The organism is Gilliamella sp. wkB112 (assembly GCF_001690685.1).
GTDB classification, from domain to species: domain Bacteria; phylum Pseudomonadota; class Gammaproteobacteria; order Enterobacterales; family Orbaceae; genus Gilliamella; species Gilliamella apicola_J.
This window is the reverse complement of sequence record NZ_LZGL01000017.1, coordinates 1-19,438: the sequence shown is the minus strand read 5'-3', so window position 1 is coordinate 19,438 and position 19,438 is coordinate 1. Positions and strand designations below refer to the sequence as shown.

The window sequence follows — 19,438 nt, the reverse complement described above, 5'->3', positions numbered from 1 at the left end:
TATGTTTCTAATTAGGTGTTTGTTCTGCTAATGATATGCTAGCTATTATAACGTAATTGCAGACAAAAGAGTAAATAGTCTATTTTGGTGATTATAAATTAAGCTAATTTAGTTAAAAATATGAAATATAGTTTCTATGCCAGTTGCTCTTTATTAGTAATTTTATATGAATAATAAAATATTATGTTGTAGCAGTATGATTGGCATTAAATCTACGTTAGAATAATTCTCAATAATGATCTAGATCACAAAGGAATTAAGTATATGACTACTGAAATGACCACTCTTGATAAAATTAAGCGACAAATTGCTGAAAATCCAATAATTCTATATATGAAAGGTTCCCCCAAACTGCCAAGCTGTGGTTTTTCGGCACAAGCGGTGCAAGTACTATCTCAATGTGGTGAGCAGTTTGCTTATGTTGATATTCTACAAAATCCTGATATTCGTGCTGAATTACCTAAATTCGCTAACTGGCCCACCTTCCCACAATTATGGGTGGAAGGTGAATTGATTGGTGGTTGCGATATTATGTTAGAGATGTTCCAAGCCGGAGAGCTACAAACATTAATTAAACAAACTGCCGCCAAGCATAAAGCGTAATTTTGTCAAAATGTTATAGAAGCCAGTGTGTTATAATAATGCACTGGCTAAACTAAAGTTTTAAGCTTCATTTAATTCAATATCCGCCGGTGAATTTGCCATTACTAATGGCCAACCACCTAATCGTTTAAAACGATTGACGATTTCACAAAATAAAATAGCTGTTTTTTCTGTATCATACAAAGCTGAATGGGCTTGTTTATGATCAAAAGGAATTTGTGCTATTTCGCAGGCTTTGGCGAGCACCGTTTGCCCAAAGACTAGGCCACTAAGTGAAGCTGTATCGAAAGTAGCAAAAGGATGAAAAGGGTTTCTTTTTATGCCTACTCTTTCTGCAGCAGTCATTAAAAAACTATGATCAAAATGGGCATTATGCGCCACAATAACCGCACGATTACAGCCATTAGCTTTTATGCCAGTTCGTACTATTTTAAATATTTCCTCCAATGCGATTTTTTCATCGACAGCGTCTCGTAAAGGATTTGCTGGATCAATACCATTGAAGGCTAATGCAGTTGGTTCTAAAATTGCGTCAGTAAAAGGATTTACATTAAACTGCAAGCTTTCATCAGGTTCAAGCCAACCCTCTTCATTCATTTTTAAAGTAATGGCAGCAATTTCCAAAATAGCATTGAGTTTAGGATCAAAACCTGAAGTTTCAATATCAATCACGACAGGATAAAAACCCCGAAAGCGTTCACATAGTTTAGCGTTAGGCACAATAATTTATCTTATTAAGTAAAATGAGGCATATTATGCCAGTTTTTAAATTATTAACCTAGTTTTCTCTGCTTACATTTTTTGTTAAACATTTATGCTTAACTTTTAATTATGATTAATAATTGGAGTAGTATTAAGAAATCTAATAAATCAGGAGTATTGTTATTTAAATAATAGTTTATTAGTCACTTTTTCCTGCCGATATTAGCTATCGGCAAGGTAAATTATATTAATCTTGATTTTCAGCCATAAAGCGATCAGCATCATCAACCATAGATTTAACTCCAACAAAATAAGGGGTGCGCTGATGTAATTGTTGTGGCTCAATATCTAAAATTCGTCTAAATCCATCAGTTGCTTTGCCACCAGCTTGTTCGGCTAAAAACGCAATAGGATTTGCTTCATAAAGTAAACGTAATTTACCATTTGGATATTGTGCGGTACTTGGATAAATATAGATCCCACCTTTAAGTAAATTGCGATGAAAGTCAGATACTAGTGAACCAATATAACGTGAAGTATAAGGGCGGTGCGTTGTTTCATCTTCTTCTTGGCAATATTTGATATATTTTTTTACACCTTTAGGAAACTTAGAATAATAGCCTTCATTAATCGAGTACGTGGTACCCAATTGTGGAAATTGCAGATTTTCTCGTGCTAGGCAAAAAACACCAATAGAAGGATCATAAGTAAAAGCATTGACCCCACAACCTGTCGTATAAACCAACATAGTCGATGAACCGTAAATAATATAACCAGCAGCCACTTGTTTATGGCCCGGTTGCATAAAATCCTGTTCAGTAACTGGCGTGCCAATTTTTGTAATGCGGTGGTAAATTGAAAAAATAGTCCCTACTGACACATTTACATCAATATTTGATGAACCATCGAGTGGATCCATGAGTACTACATATTTGCCTTCAGTAGCACGATCTTTGCCAAAAATGACTAGATTATCTTCTTCCTCTGAAGCTATACCTGCAATTACACCACGAGCTTCAAGGGCGGCCTTAAGTGTTTCATTGGCAAATACATCAAGCTTCATCTGTTTTTCACCTTGAATATTTGATTCACCATTTTCACCTAGAATATCTATTAATCCAGCTTTATTAATGTCGCGATTAATAATTTTAGCACCAAGTTTTATAGCTGAAATTAATGCGGTTAGCTCACCAGTTGCATGAGGAAATTCACTTTGTTTTTCAATAATAAATTCACCGAGAGTTTTCATTAAATATTAATCCTTTATTATTTTGCCGTGGAATAGATAATTTTGACTTATACCCCATTTATTAGGCTACTTCATGAGATAAATTATCTACAATATACGTGAGTTAATTTAAGAAAGCGACTATAATTGTGTGCTATTGAGTTAGTTTTTTGCGTGAAAAAAGTTTTGCTTTTTTGAGACAAAATTTATTGTAAATAAGTTACAGATTTGTAACATATTTAATTATAAAATGAGGAATTAACAGTGCAAAATTTTGAACTGGAGCGGATCATTAATGACCAATTGCAAATTAATCGTTATCGTGACTATGCACCTAATGGTTTACAAGTGCAAGGGCGCCGAGAGATCAAAAAAATTGTTACTGGCGTCACTGCTTGTCAACGATTACTTGATGAAGCTGTATCATTGCAAGCCGACGCAGTGCTAGTTCATCATGGTTATTTTTGGAAAAACGAACCTATTACTATTACTGGAATTAAATATCAACGAATTAAAACATTACTTTCGCATGATATAAATTTATTTGGTTATCATCTACCATTAGATGGACACCCACAATTAGGTAATAATATTCAACTTGCTAATTTATTAAATATTACAGTGGATAAACGTGAAGATGATACAGATCTTCTTTTTAAGGGTAGCTTAAATGAACCAATTACTGCGTTGCAATTTAAACAACAACTTGAACAACAATTACATAAAGGCAAACGTTCGGTATTATTTTGTGGGGATAATGCACCATCAGTGATTAACCGTATTGCTTGGTGTAGTGGTGGGGGACAGGATTTTCTTGAACATGCTGCAGAACAAGGTTTTGATGCTTTTTTCACTGGTGAGGTATCGGAACGTACTATCCATATCGCTCGTGAGTATGGCATTAATTTCTATGCTGCAGGGCACCATGCTACTGAACGTTATGGTATTAAAATGTTAGGTGAATGGTTGGCTACACATTATAACTTTGAAGTTATTTTTGTTGATATTGATAATCCTGCATAACAAAAGTTGAATTTACTTGGGAAATATCGCATACTTAATGACAGGTCTTTAATTCTTTAGAATTGTTAATAAACAATAACGTGAGGGGTCATTTTATGTTTACAGGAAGTCTGGTCGCACTTGTTACGCCCATGGATACTAAAGGTAATGTGGACTATGTAAGCTTAAAAAATTTGGTTGAATATCATATTGCTAATGGCACATCAGGGATTGTTTCGGTAGGAACTACTGGTGAGTCAGCGACACTTGATCATCACGAGCATATTGATGTGATAAAACGTACTATTGATTATGCTGATGGGCGGATTAATATTATCGCTGGTACTGGTGCTAATGCGACTAAAGAAGCCATCGAATTAACCCACAAAGTGGAAAATATTGGTGTAGTTGCCTGTTTATCGGTAGCACCTTATTATAACAAACCAACTCAAGAAGGCATGTATCAACACTTTAAAGCTATCGCCGAAAATACTGCTCTCCCACAAATTTTATATAACGTTCCTGGACGTACTAGTAGTGATATTAAGCCAGAAACGGTTGGGCGATTATCTAAAATCAAAAATATTGTGGCTTTAAAAGATGCAACTGGTGATTTATCCCGAGTGTATAAAACTCGTAAGTTAGTGGGTAATGATTTCAAATTATTAAGTGGTGATGATGCAACATTTTTAGATTTTATGATTTTAGGTGGTGATGGGGTGATTTCTGTTACTGCTAATGTTGCTGCTAAACAGGTTGCTACAGTATGTGAATTAGTCGCTAATAATCATATTCAAGAAGCACGAGTACTTAACGATAGCCTATTATCATTGCACAGCAATTTATTTATTGAACCAAACCCTACCCCAGTAAAATGGGCTTGTGCTAGGTTAGGTCTAATGGCGGATGCCGCAATTCGGTTACCTATGGTATCATTAACCGAAGCTGCAATTCCAGTGGTGGAAAAGGCATTAAAAGATGCTAATTTGCTGTAATTTATTTTTGTCTAACAATTAATTTCTAAGTAGATATATATGTTTAATAAAACTGTATTAAAAAATACTATTACTAAAAAAACAGTTATTTTGACGACTGTTGCAGCGTTGTTTCTTGTTGGTTGTGGTAGTGATGTAAATTATAAACGTGAAGTTGAAGGCAATGATGATTATTTAAATTCACCAACCTTAAAACCTTTAATCGTACCTCAAGGGGTTAGTGTACCAGCTGAGGCTGCTGATTTTTATGTTTATACTACCAAAACAGAAGGCGGGGCTCTCGGGAAACAAGTAGATATTCGCCCACCTCTTTTACCTATCCCAACTATAGCCGATGCATATGCAAATTATAATAATGGTATTGTGACTTTAAATGCACCAGCGAATAGTGGGGTGTGGAGTAGTATTACAAATACTTTAAATCGAAAAAATATCCCAATTAGTAGTAGCGACAATAATAGTATTCGTACCGCTAATGCATTTATTTTAAGTGATGATGAACAACAAACTGTGCAAGCATCATATGTAATTCAACGCCATACTATGGGGGGGGCTGAGACTATTACTGTAGCTCTGAATTCATTAACTCGTGGTGCAGAAGATCTTTCTTCTAATCCATTAGAAGTACAACGTTATGTAGTTACTTTGTTTAATGCCATAATGGACGATGCAGCACCACCATCAGCACGAATACCTACTAATGAATTGAAAGGTAATGAAAAGCAAGAAGAAACTAATAGCGCATCGGAATTACTCAAAGATTTAAAAGATAAATAGGTTTTCTAAATTTAATAATATGTAGTTTTGTTGAGTCTAAAAATTCAGCAAATTCTCAGTTACAAAAGGCAAGAAATAAGTTTATCTAACCCAATTCCATGTCGTAAAAGCTATTAATATTAATAGTTAAATTAAAATAATAACAACGAGTTTTGAACCTAAGGAGCGTGTAGCTCCTTAATTATTTATTAGTAATTTGACATAAGGTTATAAACATGAAAAAGTTGGCTGAACTATATCGTGGTAAAGCAAAAACCGTTTATTCCACAGAAAATCCTGATTTATTGATACTTGAATTTCGTAATGATACCTCAGCATTTGATGGCTTACGTATTGAACAATTAGATCGTAAAGGTTTGGTAAATAATAAATTTAATTATTTTATTATGACTAAATTACATGATGCTGGCATTCCTACTCAGGTCGAGAGTCTATTGTCTGATAATGAAGTATTAGTCAAAAAACTCGATATGGTCCCTGTGGAATGTGTGGTACGTAACCGTGCAGCTGGATCATTGGTTAAACGTTTGGGGGTGGAAGAAGGTAAAGTTCTCAATCCACCTACCTTTGAGTTATTTCTTAAAAATGATGCATTACATGATCCAATGGTTAACGAGTCTCATTGTAAAGCTTTTGGTTGGGCAACGGACGCTCAGCTGGCAAAAATGAAAGAACTCAGCTTTAAAATTAACACTATTTTAACTGAATTGTTCGATAAAGCTGGCTTGATTCTAGTGGATTATAAACTTGAATTTGGCCTCTATAAAGGTGAAATCACTTTAGGTGACGAATTTTCACCAGATGGTTGCCGTTTGTGGGAAAAAGACACCATGAAAAAAATGGATAAAGACCGTTTCCGTCAAGGTTTAGGTGGAGTGATCGAAGCATATGAGGAAGTCGCCAAGCGCATCGGTGTACCATTATAATGTTTGCTCAGTTTGACATTTCCTTTTTTGTATTATTAGGACTAGCGGCACTGTGTTATTTAACTCACAATAACACAGTTACGTTCGCGGTATTGGTTCTGTTACTATTCAAATTAACACCGTTAGCAACTTACTTCCCGTTTTTGAATCAATATGGTCTTACTATTGGCATTGTGATTTTAACCGCTGCAATGATGGTACCACTAGCTGATGGTTCATTAAGTATTAAAGATATTATTAAATCTTTCACTACTTGGCAATCATTACTAGCCATATTGGTTGGGATCTTAGTGTCGTGGCTAGGGACTAGGGGAGTGTCGTTAATTGGTGCTCATCCAACCATTATTAATGGTTTAATTATTGGCACCTTGATCGGTGTGGCTTTTTTCAAAGGTATTCCGGTTGGTCCGCTGATTGCAGCAGGAATATTGTCATTACTTATTGGAAAAAGTTAATTTATGCATATTACTGATAGCACCAGAAAGCTATGGGTATTACACGGTGATGCAACAATTTTATTTACTAAGTTAACAACTGTAGTTGGGCAAAACCAAGGTGACTGGATCACAGTCACTAACCAAGCTAATTTACCTACCAATTTGTTTAATGTTATAACTTCAAATCAAACTAAACAGTTGTTAGGTCAAGAATTTAAACATGCCATTTTCGATGCTACTCAAGCGTTTAATTTAGATGCATTAACCATGTTGATAGGCACCTTAGTTAACGGTAGTGTGTTAATTTTATTATTACCGGAGGATTTTAGTCACTGGCAAGATCATGATAGTTTACGTTGGAACGAAAATCCTTGTCCAATTAAGGTCCCTAATTTTATTGCTCATTTAAAGCATGTTTTGGCTGAACATAACTATGCTGTTAATCATCAAATTAATAATTTGGATAATGCCTTTTACAATCTACAAGAACAACAAAATGTCTTAAAGCAATTACTACAAAGTACTAAGACCATAAAGGTAGTGATAGCCAAACGTGGGCGAGGTAAATCAGCTTTAGTTGGTCAATTTAGCCATTACCATCATTGTTTAGTTACTGCTCCGAATAAAAATTCACTGATTACATTTTTCCGTTTTGCCAAAACCACTACGCCATTTTATGCCCCCGATGAATTAATTACCGCCAACATTGATCCTTTTCCGGAATACTTAATTATTGATGAAGCGGCTATGATCCCACTCCCGATTTTGGCTAAATTATTGCAATTGGCAATTTCAAAGTGTAGTCAAATTTTATTAACCACAACCGTGGAAGGTTATGAAGGAACAGGGCAGGGATTTTTATTAAAATTATTGGCAGATCAGCCTTGCGACTATTTTTATTTGCAACAGCCGATTCGCTGGTATGCTGATGATCAGTTGGAACAATTTAGCGATCACTTAATGCTAAATGCCATGTCAACGTTTGTTACCCAAATGCCTATGGTTAATCAAACTACCAATTATTCGCTGGTTGACCGCCAAGATATTCCGGCACTTCAACAGATCTATCATTTATTAAAGAATGCTCATTATCAAACCACCTTAGTTGATTTACGGCGCTTGTTTGATGCACAAAATTTATTGGTCTGGCAAGCTAAAATTGGCGATCAACGAGTTGCGGCGGCGGTGACTATTAATGAAGGCAACTTAACTGAAGCCTTAATTAATGAAATCTGGAAAGGCAATCGTCGACCTAAAGGTAACTTAGTAGCACAATCATTAGTGGCTCATGCTGGGGAAAAATTAGCTGCCAAATTACAGTCGCTGCGCATTAACCGTATTGCAGTGATTGAGTTATATCGTCGTCAGCATATTGCTCAAAACTTAGTTCAATCCATTTCTAATTATGCCATAGAGTATGGAAAGGATTTTGTATCAGTGAGCTTTGCTTTTAGTGATGATAATTATCGTTTCTGGCTAGCCTGTGGTTTTAACATCGTTCACATTGCCAGTCGTAAAGAGACCAGTAGCGGTACTTATTCGGTGATGGCGATTAAGGCAATTAGCCAATCAGGGCAAATTTTGGTTGAAAAATTACAGCATAAATTACAGCGAAATAGCTATTGGTTAAAGCAAATCATTGATCTACCATTCGACCAAATAGTAGCATTTGACTCCGATCAAGGCTTAACTAATGCAGATATTGAAGAACTTTATGGTTTTTGCTACTATCACCGACCATATGAGTCCACCTATGCCGCACTTTGCCGTTTACACAACTATAATCATACTCAAACAAAGCAGATAGACTTACCAATTTTGAATGCATTATTGGCCAATAACACCAGTGAATTACCAGTAATACAACAGCTACAGTTAACCGGTAAGAATGCTTTAATGCAAGCGTTAAAGCAAGAATTGGCTAAGTGGTTTGCTAGTCGGCGTTAGGTTGAGAAATAAGTCTAACAACAGAATGTATAATCTCAATGATTAACGATTGTTCATTACATTTATTATTTAGTTAAATTGTATATAGAATTATCTGTTTAAGTACGCTATAGCTTGATTTAAATAAGGAAACAATAGTGAATTATAATGGTATAAATCACCATCAATCTAATAATTACCAGCAGCCGAGTCAAAACCGATCTGCAAATGGAGTTGATTATTTTATAAAAGGGTGGTCTTTGGCATTTAATCCAGGGATTAAGCGCTTTGTATTTTTACCATTGCTGGCCAATATCGTGATTATGTTGGCACTGTTTTATTGGTTTTTCTCGGTAATCACTGATATGATTGATTGGGGATTAACTTTGGTACCGAATTGGTTGCAGTGGTTAGGTTACATTATTAGCTTTATCATTGCGTTAACATTAGTTATTTTGTTTTGCTATTTTTTTAGTACCGTAACAAATATAATTGCGGCTCCCTTTAATGGCTTATTGGCAGAACAAGTTGAAGCGCAATTGACAGGGATCCCTGCACCTGATACCACTTGGATGAGTTTGATTAAAGATTTACCACGGGTATTTGGTCGCGAAGTGCAAAAATTACTTAACTACTTGCTATGGGCAATTCCAATCTTACTCACTTACTTTATTCCGGTGGTAGGGCAGTCAGTTATGCCAATTGTTTGGTTTCTATTTACTGCTTGGCAAATTAATATTCAATATGCTGACTATGCTTTTGATAACCACAAAATTAGTTTTCACGATATGCGAGTATTACTGCAACAAGATAAAGTGGATAATCTAACTTATGGGATTTTAGTCAGCTTGTTTACGATGGTACCTGTACTTAACTTAGTTATTATGCCAATTGCGGTTTGTGGTTCAACAGCAATGTGGGTGGATCGTTACCGTCATCAAGCATTATTTGCAAGCAGTCGTCACAAATTTAACTAATATTAAGCGTTATTTGTAGGAGGATTAGATGGCCAATCATCATCCTCATCATCGTTATAAGGGATAGGTTTTATCCCTTTCTTTTTTTCTAGATAGGATTTGTAATTAAGTTTATTCAACGCTTTAATTGTATTAATAAAAATTCCAATAAGAATAATAACAATTACCCACCAATAATCTTTAAGCCATTCCATGTTAATTCTCGTTAAGTGTTAGTTTTAGAGACCTAATAAGCGATCTTAATTTTGACTACCTGTAGCTTATTAAGTCCTTTTATGTGGAGACACCTTAAGCTAATAATAATTTTTCTAAAATTCGTTGAAAAATCTGTTTTAGTTTAATGATGTCCTGACAGCTGGCATTTTCATTGATTTTATGAATTGTCTTATTTAAAACGCCAAGTTCAATCACTTGACAGCCCATTTTAGCAATAAAGCGACCATCAGAAGTTCCACCGGTAGTCGATAATTGTGTGTCAACTTGGGTTAACTCTTTAATCGAGCTAATAGCAGCAGTGGTTAAATCACCTTGAGGCGTTAAAAATGGATGACCGGAAAGTCGCCAATTTAAGGTATATTGCAAATTATATTTTTGTAATATTTTTTCAACTTGCGTTTTAATCATAGCGTCGGTAAGTTCACTACTATAACGGAAGTTAAATTGTACTTTTAAATCACCAGGGATCACATTTTCGGCCCCAGTACCCCCATTAATGTTAGCGACTTGCATAGTAGTGGGTGGGAAGTATTGATTGCCATGATCCCAAACCGTATTAACTAATTCATTTAAAGCCGGGGCAAAACGGTGTACCGGATTATCTGCAAGGTGAGGGTAAGCCACATGGCCTTGAACACCATGAACAACTAAATTGGCTGTTAACGAACCACGACGACCGTTTTTGATTTGATCACCAAGCACTTCATCGCTGGAAGGTTCACCAACAATACAATAATCAACACGTTCTTGGCGTTTAATTAGTAAATCTACTACTTTAACGGTACCATCGCTGGCGTCGGCTTCCTCATCGGAAGTTATTAGAAAAGCCACTCGACCAGCATGGTTAGGATTATTCTTCACAAAATCTTCAGCAGCACATACCATAGCAGCGACGCCGCTTTTCATATCGGCAGCACCACGCCCAAAAAGTATCCCATTATCATCAATGGTAGCAACAAAGGGTGGGTATTGCCATTGGCTTTCATCACCAGCTGGAACTACATCTGTGTGTCCGGCAAACATTAAAGTTTTGCCATTTGGATCACCATGAAAAGCCCATAGATTTTTAGTTTTACCAATGTTAATAGCTTCAATGATAAAACCTAGCTTTGTTAATCGTTCAATAATTATTTGTTGACAGTTTTTGTCATCAGGACTTACTGATTTTTCGGCAATCAATGCAGTGGTTAAGGCAATTACTGGTTCCGTCATAATGGTTCTCGATCTTATTTTTTGTGAAAAATGAATTGGGAATAACTCAGGTCTGAAAATCCTAACAAAGCTCTATCACTCTCGATTAATAAAGGACGTTTTATAATAGATGGATTAGCTAACATAATTTTTATTGCCGCATCCTCATTATTAATTTGAACACGTACCGATTCATCCAGTTTGCGCCAAGTAGTACCACGAGTATTAAGCAAACTTTGCCAATCAACTAATTGCAAAAAAGATCGCAACTGATCTGCCGAAATACCATCAGTTTTATAATTATGAAACTGATATTTAATCTGATGTGCATCAAGCCATGCAAAGGCTTTTTTCATCGTATCACAATTTTTAATACCATAAATGATATACATTAAGATCTTTCCTAATTTGAATTATAATAAAAAGATTATAACAGTTAACTATTAATATCAGCAATTAGGTGTTAAATGAGAATCTTAAAACAACATTTTTATATAATTTATTACTGTGAAAAGGTCACTGGATTTAATTATATATTTACTAAAACGTACGCCACTCCTGAAACATCTTTACAGATTAAATTTTGTAGCATTTTATTACTGCTTTTGACCACGGCTTACAAAAGATAATTATAAAAAATTGATTCCCAATAGCACTTATGTTTTTATTAGCTTCAATATTGCATTTTTAGCATTAATTTAAAATAATTTGTTTAACCGAGTTAAAAAACACGAATTATTCGCATTTTTAAACTAAAAGCGGTAATATTACAGCTAATTAAAATCTATGCAGTAAATTCAATCAGTAAAATCCAGGAAGTATAATGTCATCTGTTACACTAAATCACCTGCCTTTAAGGCATGAGGCGGTTATTGTTCGCTTATTACCCGATTCGTTAGCTTTTCGCCATAAGCTATTGGCTATGGGTATAACTCCCGGTTGTAAGGTTTCGGTAGTGCGGGTGGCACCATTAGGTGATCCGTTAGAAATAAACATGCGTGGTTTTAAACTTTGTTTGCGAAGGAAAGAAGCAGCGGCGATTGAAGTAATGGGGGTGACGCGTGAAGATTGCGTTAATCGGTAATCCAAACTGTGGTAAAACGACATTATTCAATCTATTAACAGGAGCAAAACAAAGAGTAGGTAATTGGCCTGGGGTAACGGTTGAACGTAAGACCGGTATATTTTATTATCAAGATGCGGAATATAACATTATCGATTTGCCTGGTACTTATTCTATCGAAACCGATCCATTATCAATTTCACAAGATGAGTTGGTTGCTCGTGAATTTGTGCTGACTGAAAAAGACAGTTTGATTATTAATATTATTGATGCCACTAATTTGCAACGTAGTTTGTACCTAACCATGCAATTGATCGACTTGCAAGTGCCGATCTTAGTAGTGCTTAATATGATTGATGCGGTTAAATCTATGGGTGAAGTTATTAACCAACAAGCTTTGGCTCATTTACTCGGTTGCCCGGTAATTGGTATATCAGCAAGTAAAAAAATAGGCATGAACATTCTTTATCAAAAGATGGCACAGGCAGTATTAACACCGCCATTAGCTAAACCGGTAATAGATACATTAGGAACCGAGCAACAAGCCGTACTTGATCGATATATTAAGCAGTTACCAGTAGACAGCCAAATGCATCAGTTTAATCGTTGGCAAATAATCGATGCATTGTTAGATAGTTCGCACTATTCATTTAACCTACTCGAATTAGAAAAACTAAATGCTTGTCGTATATTATTGGCTACTGGTTATGATAATGAAATTGATGTGGCATTAGCTAGTGCTCGTTATGAAACTATTGATCATGTTTGTCAAAAAGTGATCGCTAAACCGCGCGAAATCAGTGAAAGTTTATCTGAAAAACTTGATAAAATCACATTAGGTCGTTTAACAGGTATCCCATTGTTCTTATTAATTATGTACGCTATGTTTATCATGGCGATTAATTTCGGTTCAGTTTTTATTGACTTTTTTGACGTACTTTGTGGCACTATTTTTGTGGATGGTCTGTCACATATTTTGCAACTATTAAATGCGCCAGATTGGCTACGAGTTATTTTAGCTAATGGTGTTGGTTCAGGTTTGCAAACTGTTTCGACCTTTATTCCGGTTATTGCAATGTTGTTTTTATGCCTTTCTTTTTTAGAAGATTCGGGGTATTTAGCCAGAGCGGCAATGGTAGTCGATCGGGTTATGCGCTGTATCGGCTTACCAGGTAAAGCCTTTGTACCTATGCTTGTAGGCTTTGGTTGTGGAGTACCTGCGATTATGGGCACCCGCACATTAGAAAATACTCGAGACCGAATCATGACTATCTGTATGATCCCATTTATGTCATGTAGCGCCCGTTTGCCGGTGTATACTTTATTTGCAGTAATCTTCTTCCCTAAACATGCGTCTATAGTAGTATTTGGTTTGTATTTATTGGGAATTTTATTAGCCGTTATTACCGGTTTCATTTTAAAAATAACTTTATTAAAAGGTCAACTTACGCCATTTATTATGGAAATGCCAGTTTACCGCATTCCAACTTTAACCAATATGTTGAAATTAACTTGGCAGCGGTTAAAGAGTTTTATATTTAGAGCTGGTAAAGCAATTGTGTTGCTAGTAACACTGCTAAGCGTGCTTAATTCATGGGGCACAGATGGTTCATTTGGTCATGAAAATTCCGATAATTCTGTTTTGACAGCCGTGAGTCAAAAAATCACGCCAATTTTTGAACCAATGGGAATTAATCGACAAAATTGGCCCGCTACAGTGGGAATATTTACTGGGATATTTGCTAAAGAATCGGTAATTGCTACGTTAAATTCCCTTTATTCCATGGGTGATGAACAGCTAAATCAGCAATTTAGTTTAACTAAAGGTGTTTTTAACGCTATAACTTCTATACCCAAAAATTTGGTTAATTTAGCTGATTCAGTTTTAGATCCGCTTGGTCTGGCAAGTGTTGATGACAATATCGCTACCTTACAATCCGATTTATCAGTTGATTCGACTACGGTTGAGCAAATCAAAATCTCATTTATAACACCTGACGCAGCGCTTGCGTATTTAATTTTTATTTTATTATATACACCTTGTGCTGCGGCATTAGGTACTATTTATCGTGAAGCTGGCTTCAAATGGATGTTATTTGTCGCTGTTTGGACTTTTAGCATAGCATGGCTGACGGCAACTATTTATTATCAATTAACCATATTTAGACATTCAAGCTCAGCAGGTTATTGGCTGCTAATTTGCGTAATATTAATGGTGAGTATGCTAGGTATGATGCGATTATTAGCCCGCTATCCGTTGTTTGAACAATGTATCATTAGCAAAGAAAATGTAGTTACTAAATTTAAGTGTTGTGATTAAAATTTAATTGATTGTTTTTTAAAAGTAGGAGATAGCAGCATTAGCTGCTTATAAACCATTTATGATAATGACAGCAATTCGTGATTATATTAAATTACAAGGGTGTGTAGATTTACACAACATAGCCAACCATTTTCGCTTACCTGAAAGTGCCGTTATCCAGATGCTAGGTTTTTGGGTTAATAAAGGTATTATTAAGCGCATAAATAAAGATATTTTGGTTAATTGCCCACAACGAAAATGCAGTGGTTGTGGTTCTTGTAATAGTATATCTACGGAAATTTATGTGTGGCAGTAATTTAGTTACTCTTCGGTAAGATTGATTTAATCAAGGTTATTATTTTATTGTAGTAAACATTATTTGAACTAAACCAACCTACTCTTTGATTTTTTGCCGTTTATGCTACTATGGGTATAACATTTGTGATATTAATTGACTATTGTCAATTAGATAAATAAATAGGAGTAGCCTATGAAATGGGAAGAAAAACGAGATTTAGTAAAAATAGCAACTTGGTATTACCAATATGGTTGGACTCAAGCTCAGATAGCTCAAAAAATAGGTATATCGAGATCAATTATTTCAAAAAAATTACAAGAAGCAAAAGAGCACGGTATAGTTGAAATTTTCATTAAAGATGAAACAGCCTATACTGTTGAATTAGAACAACAATTAGAAAATAAGTATAAATTGGAAGAAGCCATTGTAGTTGCAACACATAATCTTTCAGTTGAAGAATCGACCAATTGGTTAGCAAAAAAAGCTGCATATGCATTAAATAAACGGATAACTAAAGTTAATAAATTGGGTATTTCTTGGGGTAAAACCATCCGTAAGTTTGTGAATGAATTTCCATATATTACCCATAAAGATTTGGTTATTGTTCCGTTAATCGGTGGTATGGGCGCAGATGAAGTGGATTTACACTCAAATCAGATTTGTTATGATCTGAAGAAAAAAATGCAATGTACCTGTAAATATCTTTATGCTCCTGCTTTAGTCGAAGATCAAACAATGAAAATCGACCTTTGTAAAAATAGATATATTAATGAAGTGCTTAATGAAGGTAAAACCGTTGATATGGCTATTGTTGGCATTTCTAATCCTTATTATCATAGCACTATGGAACAAATTGGTTATATCGTAAATAAAGATCTAGAAGAATTTCGTTATTATGATGTTGTTGGCGATTGTAACTCACGTTTTTATACCTCTGATGGGAAAGAAGCTAATAGTCCTATTAATCAACGTATTATTGGATTGAGCTTAGAAGATTTACATAAAATTCCTACTGTTGTAGCTATTGTTTCAGGAGAAAATAAGGAAAAAGCTATCATTGCTGCATTAAACGCAAAACTAATTAATATAGTTGTAATGACAGATAAAATGGCAGAATACATTCTCAAAACAACCGACTAATATTGAGATATTTATCGTTATTTTGATAGTAATTATTAGTTAACCTCTTTATTTATTCAATAAAGAGGTTTTTTTATGTCTAAAGAACTATATTTTACCTGTCGTGACAAATGATATTTATTGTGACAAATGTCACAAAATGCTGTTTTGCTAATTGTGGTTATATTTTTATATGCTATCTTCAGGTTATGTATTTATTAGCTTTATATTAAAATTAGTCAACAAGGAGATTTTATAAAATGACCATATATAAACAATTGTTACAAAGAGAAGAAAATGATAATCCTATCCGTGTTGGTGTTATTGGGGCCGGTCAAATGGGATCGGGAATGATTGCTCAAATTGCAACTATTCCAGGTATGTGTGTGACAGGAATTAGTGATATTCATATAAGTGCAGCTCAAAAAGCGGCTAAAGACTATCAAGCTAGTGCAAGTAAAAAAAATGATATTCTTGTCTCTGAAGATTTCAAAGAAGTAATTCAATCTAAAAATGTCGAGATTATTGTTGATGCTACAGGAGTTCCAGAGGTTGGAGCAAAAATTGCGTTAGAAACCCTTTTAGCAAAAAAACATTTGGTATTACTCAATGTAGAAATTGATATCACTATTGGACCATTAATGCATAAATTATTTAGTGCAGCAGATCTTGTGTATACAGGTTCAGATGGTGATGAACCTGCAGCAACACTTGAAATGTATGAATTTGCTAAATCAATGGGCATGGAAGTACTGGTTGTTGGTAAAGGTAAAAATAATAAATTAAAAATTGAAGCTAACCCTGATACTGCTCAAGCAGAGGCAGATTCTAAAAATATGTCATCTCATATGTTAGCTGCATTCCAAGATGGTACTAAAACCATGGCCGAAATGAATTTACTTTCTAATGCGATGGGGTTTGTTCCTGATATTGTGGGTATGCATGGTGTCAAAGGGGATTTAGATTCAGTACTTAAAGATCTGAATACTAAAGAAAATGGTGGTGTGTTGAATAAATTTGGAGTAGTTGAATATGTTGACGGTTTGGCGCCTGGTATTTTTGCAATAGTCAAAGGTCAAAATGCTAATGTACAACATGAATTAAACTATTTAATGAAAAAAGGCGATCGAGATCACCACATTTTATATCGACCATTCCATTTAGCTAGTCTAGAAACACCAATGACTATCGCTAAAGCTGTTTTAAATCATGATACTGCAATTGTTCCTTGTGGAGCGCCAGTTTCTGAAACCGTAGCTGTAGCTAAAAAAGATATTAAAGCTGGTGAGAGACTTGATGGAATCGGCGGTTTTTGTGTTCGTGGTGTAATTGAAACTCACCAAGATATGAAAGCTAATAAAAACATTCCAATTGGTCTGATAAGTGGTAACGTCGTGGCTAAACGTGCAATACCAAATGGTAAATTCCTAACTGAAGATGATGTTACATTAGATGAAACAACTACTGTATGGAAATTACGTAAATTACAAGATGAAGTTTTTAGTTAGTAGTGCCATAAACTGCTGAGAAGTGATATCTCAGCAGTTTTTTTTATCAAAAAATTATTGCATCAAGCTATTTGGAGATATTAAAGATGAAGAATATTGTGGTAATTGCATGCTGTGTTTTTGCTTTACAATCAATATTAAGTTTTATACAGATACGTTATTATCAACGATATATGCATAAAATTACCCAGCAATATTCCAATTCTAATAATTATTATCTTTATTCATCAATGGAACGTAAGCGGTTTGGTTCAAGCGCAATTGCGGTAATTGTTGTTGATCAAAATAATATAGTAAGAGAGTGTCATGTTTTACAAGGAAAATCTATTTTTGCTAAATTCAAAATACTTCCTCAATTTTATGAACAAAGTTTATCACAAATAATAAAACAATTTGAAAAAGAGCAACAAACTAGAAACCTTTTTCTTTGGGAAAAAGCAATAATCAAAACTGCAACTAATAAAATTTCGAGTTAATTCTTATAGATTTAACTATTTTATTTAAATCGTATTTTCAATATAAAAAAAGGAGATAATAATGGAATATATAGAATGGTTTGGAACTCATTTTATTGGGTTATTTCAAGCCGGAGGGCAAGTATTTGTTGGTTTTATGACTGGCATTATCCCGCTTTTGATCGTCTTGTTAACATTTACTTATTCGATAATTGCCTTTATCGGTGAACAAAGGGTAACAAGAGCAATTCAGTTTTCAGCTAGAAATATTATTTTACGATACAGCCTTATGCCAATATTATCAGTTTTAATGTTAACTAACCCAATGGCATATACGTTCGGGCGTTTTGTAAAAGAAGAACAAAAACCTGCATTTTATGATTCTGTTGTTTCTTTTTTACATCCAGTTACCGGCTTGTTTCCTTATGCAAATGCCGGTGAGTTATTTGTATTTTTAGGTATAGCGAATGGTGTAATGGAAGCTGGGTTTAATATTTCAAGTCTTTCCGTTCGGTATTTCTTAGCTGGTATTGTGGTTATTTTAATGCGTGGCATTATTACTGAAATGATCACCAAATTTTTAATGCGTAAAGAGAATCTGTAGGAGCCATATTATGTATAAAACAATTTTTATTGAAAAAGGTCAAGGTGGCTGGGGTACGGGTTTTAGATTAACACCGACAACAGAAAGACATAAAGTTCTGTCAGTGACAGGTGGAGGGATCCATCCGGTAGCCAGTAAAATAGCTGAATTGTCTGGAGGTGAAGCGGTAGATGGATTTAAAAATGCCATTCCAGAAAATGAAATTATGTGTGCTATTATCGATTGTGGTGGTACAGCTAGAATTGGTGTTTATCCAATGAAAAAAATTCCGACTATTGATGTTATTCCGTCAGCACCAAGTGGACCATTAGCAAAACATATTACAGAAGATATATTTGTTTCTGGTGTAAAACCGGAAAATATTACACTTATTGAAGATAATAATGAACAATCAGCAACATATTCGCAAAGTGACGAACAACCGACACAGGCGGTTGAAGATCCACTTTTGGATCGTCAAAAATTCAAAGAAAAATATGCGCAAATAAAGGAAGAACATAAAGCAAATCAAAAAGAAGGATTTTTAATTAAATTATCCCGAGGCATAGGTAAGGCGATGGGGATTTTTTATCAAGCGGGCCGAGATTCAACCGATATGTTGATAAAAAATATAATTCCATTTATGGCCTTTATTAGTATGTTAATAGGTATTATTAACTATACAGGGATAGGAAATATTATCGCGACAACATTATCCCCTTTAGCCGGTTCATTATGGGGAATGATGATAATAGCCTTTATTTGTAGCTTACCATTTTTATCACCGATATTAGGTCCGGGAGCAGTTATTGCCCAAGTAATAGGCGTATTGATTGGTTCTCAAATTGCGATAGGGGCGATTCCGGTAGCTTATGCATTACCGGCTTTATTTGCGATAAATGCTCAAGCAGGGTGTGATTTTATACCGGTAGGTTTATCTTTGGGTGAGGCCAAACCAAAAACCGTGCAGTATGGAGTTCCGGCGGTATTATATAGTCGCATGATAACAGGGATATTAGCCGTTATTATTGCCTGGTTATTTAGTTTTGGAATGTATTAGTTAATCAAAGGAGTAGTCGAATATGGCTAAAAGTATAATTACTGAAATTGGTTCAATTGTTCCAGAATTC

The 19,438-nt window shown here is 34.8% G+C and carries 21 protein-coding genes; 16 read left to right on the top strand and 5 right to left on the bottom strand.

The genetic code is table 11. The features are described 5' to 3' along the window. Positions 1-276 precede the first annotated feature (276 nt). Positions 277-603, top strand: a complete 327-nt coding sequence (locus tag A9G12_RS06790) for a Grx4 family monothiol glutaredoxin (RefSeq protein WP_065565584.1) — start codon at positions 277-279, stop codon at positions 601-603. Between the two features lie 60 nt (positions 604-663). On the opposite strand, the gene rnt is transcribed toward A9G12_RS06790, so the two are convergent. Together rnt and fbp are read right to left on the bottom strand one after the other, a co-directional pair. After that, complete coding sequence (rnt, locus tag A9G12_RS06785) at positions 664-1,323, bottom strand: ribonuclease T (protein ID WP_218056594.1); 660 nt, start codon at positions 1,321-1,323, stop codon at positions 664-666. A 229-nt stretch (positions 1,324-1,552) separates the two neighbouring features. Then, positions 1,553-2,554 (bottom strand): class 1 fructose-bisphosphatase, encoded by a 1,002-nt coding sequence (gene fbp, locus A9G12_RS06780; protein WP_065565105.1) that lies wholly within the window; start codon positions 2,552-2,554, stop codon positions 1,553-1,555. 243 nt (positions 2,555-2,797) lie between these two features. Here fbp and A9G12_RS06775 point away from each other — a divergent pair, with 243 nt between their 5' ends. The 7 genes from A9G12_RS06775 (at position 2,798) to cysZ (ending at position 9,573) form a co-directional block, all read left to right on the top strand. After that, entirely contained in the window at positions 2,798-3,556 is a 759-nt protein-coding gene (locus A9G12_RS06775; protein ID WP_065565104.1) for a Nif3-like dinuclear metal center hexameric protein, read from the top strand. 95 nt (positions 3,557-3,651) lie between these two features. Beyond that, positions 3,652-4,530 carry a 4-hydroxy-tetrahydrodipicolinate synthase gene (gene dapA / locus A9G12_RS06770; protein WP_065565103.1) on the top strand — a complete coding sequence of 293 codons (879 nt, stop codon included), beginning with the start codon at positions 3,652-3,654 and terminating at the stop codon, positions 4,528-4,530. 39 nt (positions 4,531-4,569) lie between these two features. Continuing rightward, a complete protein-coding gene (bamC, locus tag A9G12_RS06765) occupies positions 4,570-5,307 on the top strand; it encodes an outer membrane protein assembly factor BamC (protein ID WP_065565102.1) in 738 nt (245 codons plus the stop codon). Positions 5,308-5,522: 215 nt separating this feature from the next. Next, positions 5,523-6,233, top strand: a complete 711-nt coding sequence (purC, locus tag A9G12_RS06760) for a phosphoribosylaminoimidazolesuccinocarboxamide synthase (RefSeq protein ID WP_065565101.1) — start codon at positions 5,523-5,525, stop codon at positions 6,231-6,233. Beyond that, complete coding sequence (locus tag A9G12_RS06755; RefSeq protein ID WP_065565100.1) at positions 6,233-6,688, top strand: DUF441 domain-containing protein; 456 nt, start codon at positions 6,233-6,235, stop codon at positions 6,686-6,688. The genes purC and A9G12_RS06755 overlap by 1 nt, the downstream gene beginning before the upstream one ends. A gap of 3 nt (positions 6,689-6,691) precedes the next feature. Then, positions 6,692-8,617, top strand: a complete 1,926-nt coding sequence (locus A9G12_RS06750; RefSeq protein ID WP_065565099.1) for a tRNA(Met) cytidine acetyltransferase TmcA domain-containing protein — start codon at positions 6,692-6,694, stop codon at positions 8,615-8,617. Between the two features lie 152 nt (positions 8,618-8,769). Beyond that, positions 8,770-9,573: a sulfate transporter CysZ gene (cysZ, locus tag A9G12_RS06745; RefSeq protein WP_065565583.1), complete on the top strand. Its 804-nt coding sequence runs from the start codon at positions 8,770-8,772 to the stop codon at positions 9,571-9,573. Positions 9,574-9,575: 2 nt separating this feature from the next. Here the strand turns inward: cysZ and A9G12_RS06740 are convergent, their stop codons facing one another. From A9G12_RS06740 to A9G12_RS06730, 3 genes are all read right to left on the bottom strand, one after another. After that, positions 9,576-9,767, bottom strand: coding sequence for a YpfN family protein (locus A9G12_RS06740; RefSeq protein ID WP_065565098.1), 192 nt, complete (start codon positions 9,765-9,767; stop codon positions 9,576-9,578). Between the two features lie 94 nt (positions 9,768-9,861). Continuing rightward, a complete protein-coding gene (gene dapE / locus A9G12_RS06735; protein ID WP_065565097.1) occupies positions 9,862-11,001 on the bottom strand; it encodes a succinyl-diaminopimelate desuccinylase in 1,140 nt (379 codons plus the stop codon). A gap of 14 nt (positions 11,002-11,015) precedes the next feature. After that, positions 11,016-11,372, bottom strand: coding sequence for an ArsC family reductase (locus tag A9G12_RS06730; protein ID WP_065565096.1), 357 nt, complete (start codon positions 11,370-11,372; stop codon positions 11,016-11,018). Positions 11,373-11,803: 431 nt separating this feature from the next. Between A9G12_RS06730 and A9G12_RS06725 the strand changes: the two genes are divergently transcribed. The 8 genes from A9G12_RS06725 (at position 11,804) to srlE (ending at position 19,368) form a co-directional block, all read left to right on the top strand. Continuing rightward, positions 11,804-12,064: a FeoA family protein gene (locus A9G12_RS06725; protein WP_065565095.1), complete on the top strand. Its 261-nt coding sequence runs from the start codon at positions 11,804-11,806 to the stop codon at positions 12,062-12,064. Then, a complete protein-coding gene (gene feoB, locus A9G12_RS06720) occupies positions 12,042-14,363 on the top strand; it encodes a Fe(2+) transporter permease subunit FeoB (RefSeq protein WP_065565094.1) in 2,322 nt (773 codons plus the stop codon). Before A9G12_RS06725 ends, feoB begins: the two co-directional genes overlap by 23 nt. Before the next feature lie 61 nt (positions 14,364-14,424). Beyond that, positions 14,425-14,661, top strand: a complete 237-nt coding sequence (locus tag A9G12_RS06715) for a FeoC-like transcriptional regulator (RefSeq protein WP_065565093.1) — start codon at positions 14,425-14,427, stop codon at positions 14,659-14,661. 174 nt (positions 14,662-14,835) lie between these two features. Beyond that, positions 14,836-15,783, top strand: a complete 948-nt coding sequence (locus A9G12_RS06710) for a sugar-binding transcriptional regulator (protein ID WP_065565092.1) — start codon at positions 14,836-14,838, stop codon at positions 15,781-15,783. 239 nt (positions 15,784-16,022) lie between these two features. Beyond that, on the top strand, positions 16,023-17,270 hold the full coding sequence (locus tag A9G12_RS06705) for an NAD(P)H-dependent oxidoreductase (protein WP_065565091.1): 1,248 nt from the start codon (positions 16,023-16,025) through the stop codon (positions 17,268-17,270). An 86-nt stretch (positions 17,271-17,356) separates the two neighbouring features. Continuing rightward, the gene (locus A9G12_RS06700) at positions 17,357-17,746 is read left to right on the top strand and encodes a transcriptional regulator GutM (protein WP_065565090.1); all 390 of its coding nucleotides are present in this window, start codon (positions 17,357-17,359) and stop codon (positions 17,744-17,746) included. Between the two features lie 61 nt (positions 17,747-17,807). After that, entirely contained in the window at positions 17,808-18,329 is a 522-nt protein-coding gene (gene srlA, locus A9G12_RS06695; protein WP_065565089.1) for a PTS glucitol/sorbitol transporter subunit IIC, read from the top strand. Positions 18,330-18,339: 10 nt separating this feature from the next. Further along, a complete protein-coding gene (srlE, locus tag A9G12_RS06690) occupies positions 18,340-19,368 on the top strand; it encodes a PTS glucitol/sorbitol transporter subunit IIB (protein WP_065565023.1) in 1,029 nt (342 codons plus the stop codon). The last annotated feature ends 70 nt before the right edge of the window (positions 19,369-19,438 follow it).

Coding starts and splice junctions, on each gene's coding strand:
- A9G12_RS06790 (WP_065565584.1), top strand. CDS start 277: ATGACCACTCTTGATAAAATTAAGCGACAAATTGCTGAAAATCCAATA.
- fbp (WP_065565105.1), bottom strand. CDS start 2,554: ATGAAAACTCTCGGTGAATTTATTATTGAAAAACAAAGTGAATTTCCT.
- dapA (WP_065565103.1), top strand. CDS start 3,652: ATGTTTACAGGAAGTCTGGTCGCACTTGTTACGCCCATGGATACTAAA.
- bamC (WP_065565102.1), top strand. CDS start 4,570: ATGTTTAATAAAACTGTATTAAAAAATACTATTACTAAAAAAACAGTT.
- purC (WP_065565101.1), top strand. CDS start 5,523: ATGAAAAAGTTGGCTGAACTATATCGTGGTAAAGCAAAAACCGTTTAT.
- A9G12_RS06755 (WP_065565100.1), top strand. CDS start 6,233: ATGTTTGCTCAGTTTGACATTTCCTTTTTTGTATTATTAGGACTAGCG.
- A9G12_RS06750 (WP_065565099.1), top strand. CDS start 6,692: ATGCATATTACTGATAGCACCAGAAAGCTATGGGTATTACACGGTGAT.
- A9G12_RS06740 (WP_065565098.1), bottom strand. CDS start 9,767: ATGGAATGGCTTAAAGATTATTGGTGGGTAATTGTTATTATTCTTATT.
- dapE (WP_065565097.1), bottom strand. CDS start 11,001: ATGACGGAACCAGTAATTGCCTTAACCACTGCATTGATTGCCGAAAAA.
- A9G12_RS06730 (WP_065565096.1), bottom strand. CDS start 11,372: ATGTATATCATTTATGGTATTAAAAATTGTGATACGATGAAAAAAGCC.
- A9G12_RS06725 (WP_065565095.1), top strand. CDS start 11,804: ATGTCATCTGTTACACTAAATCACCTGCCTTTAAGGCATGAGGCGGTT.
- A9G12_RS06715 (WP_065565093.1), top strand. CDS start 14,425: ATGATAATGACAGCAATTCGTGATTATATTAAATTACAAGGGTGTGTA.
- A9G12_RS06710 (WP_065565092.1), top strand. CDS start 14,836: ATGAAATGGGAAGAAAAACGAGATTTAGTAAAAATAGCAACTTGGTAT.
- A9G12_RS06705 (WP_065565091.1), top strand. CDS start 16,023: ATGACCATATATAAACAATTGTTACAAAGAGAAGAAAATGATAATCCT.
- A9G12_RS06700 (WP_065565090.1), top strand. CDS start 17,357: ATGAAGAATATTGTGGTAATTGCATGCTGTGTTTTTGCTTTACAATCA.
- srlA (WP_065565089.1), top strand. CDS start 17,808: ATGGAATATATAGAATGGTTTGGAACTCATTTTATTGGGTTATTTCAA.
- srlE (WP_065565023.1), top strand. CDS start 18,340: ATGTATAAAACAATTTTTATTGAAAAAGGTCAAGGTGGCTGGGGTACG.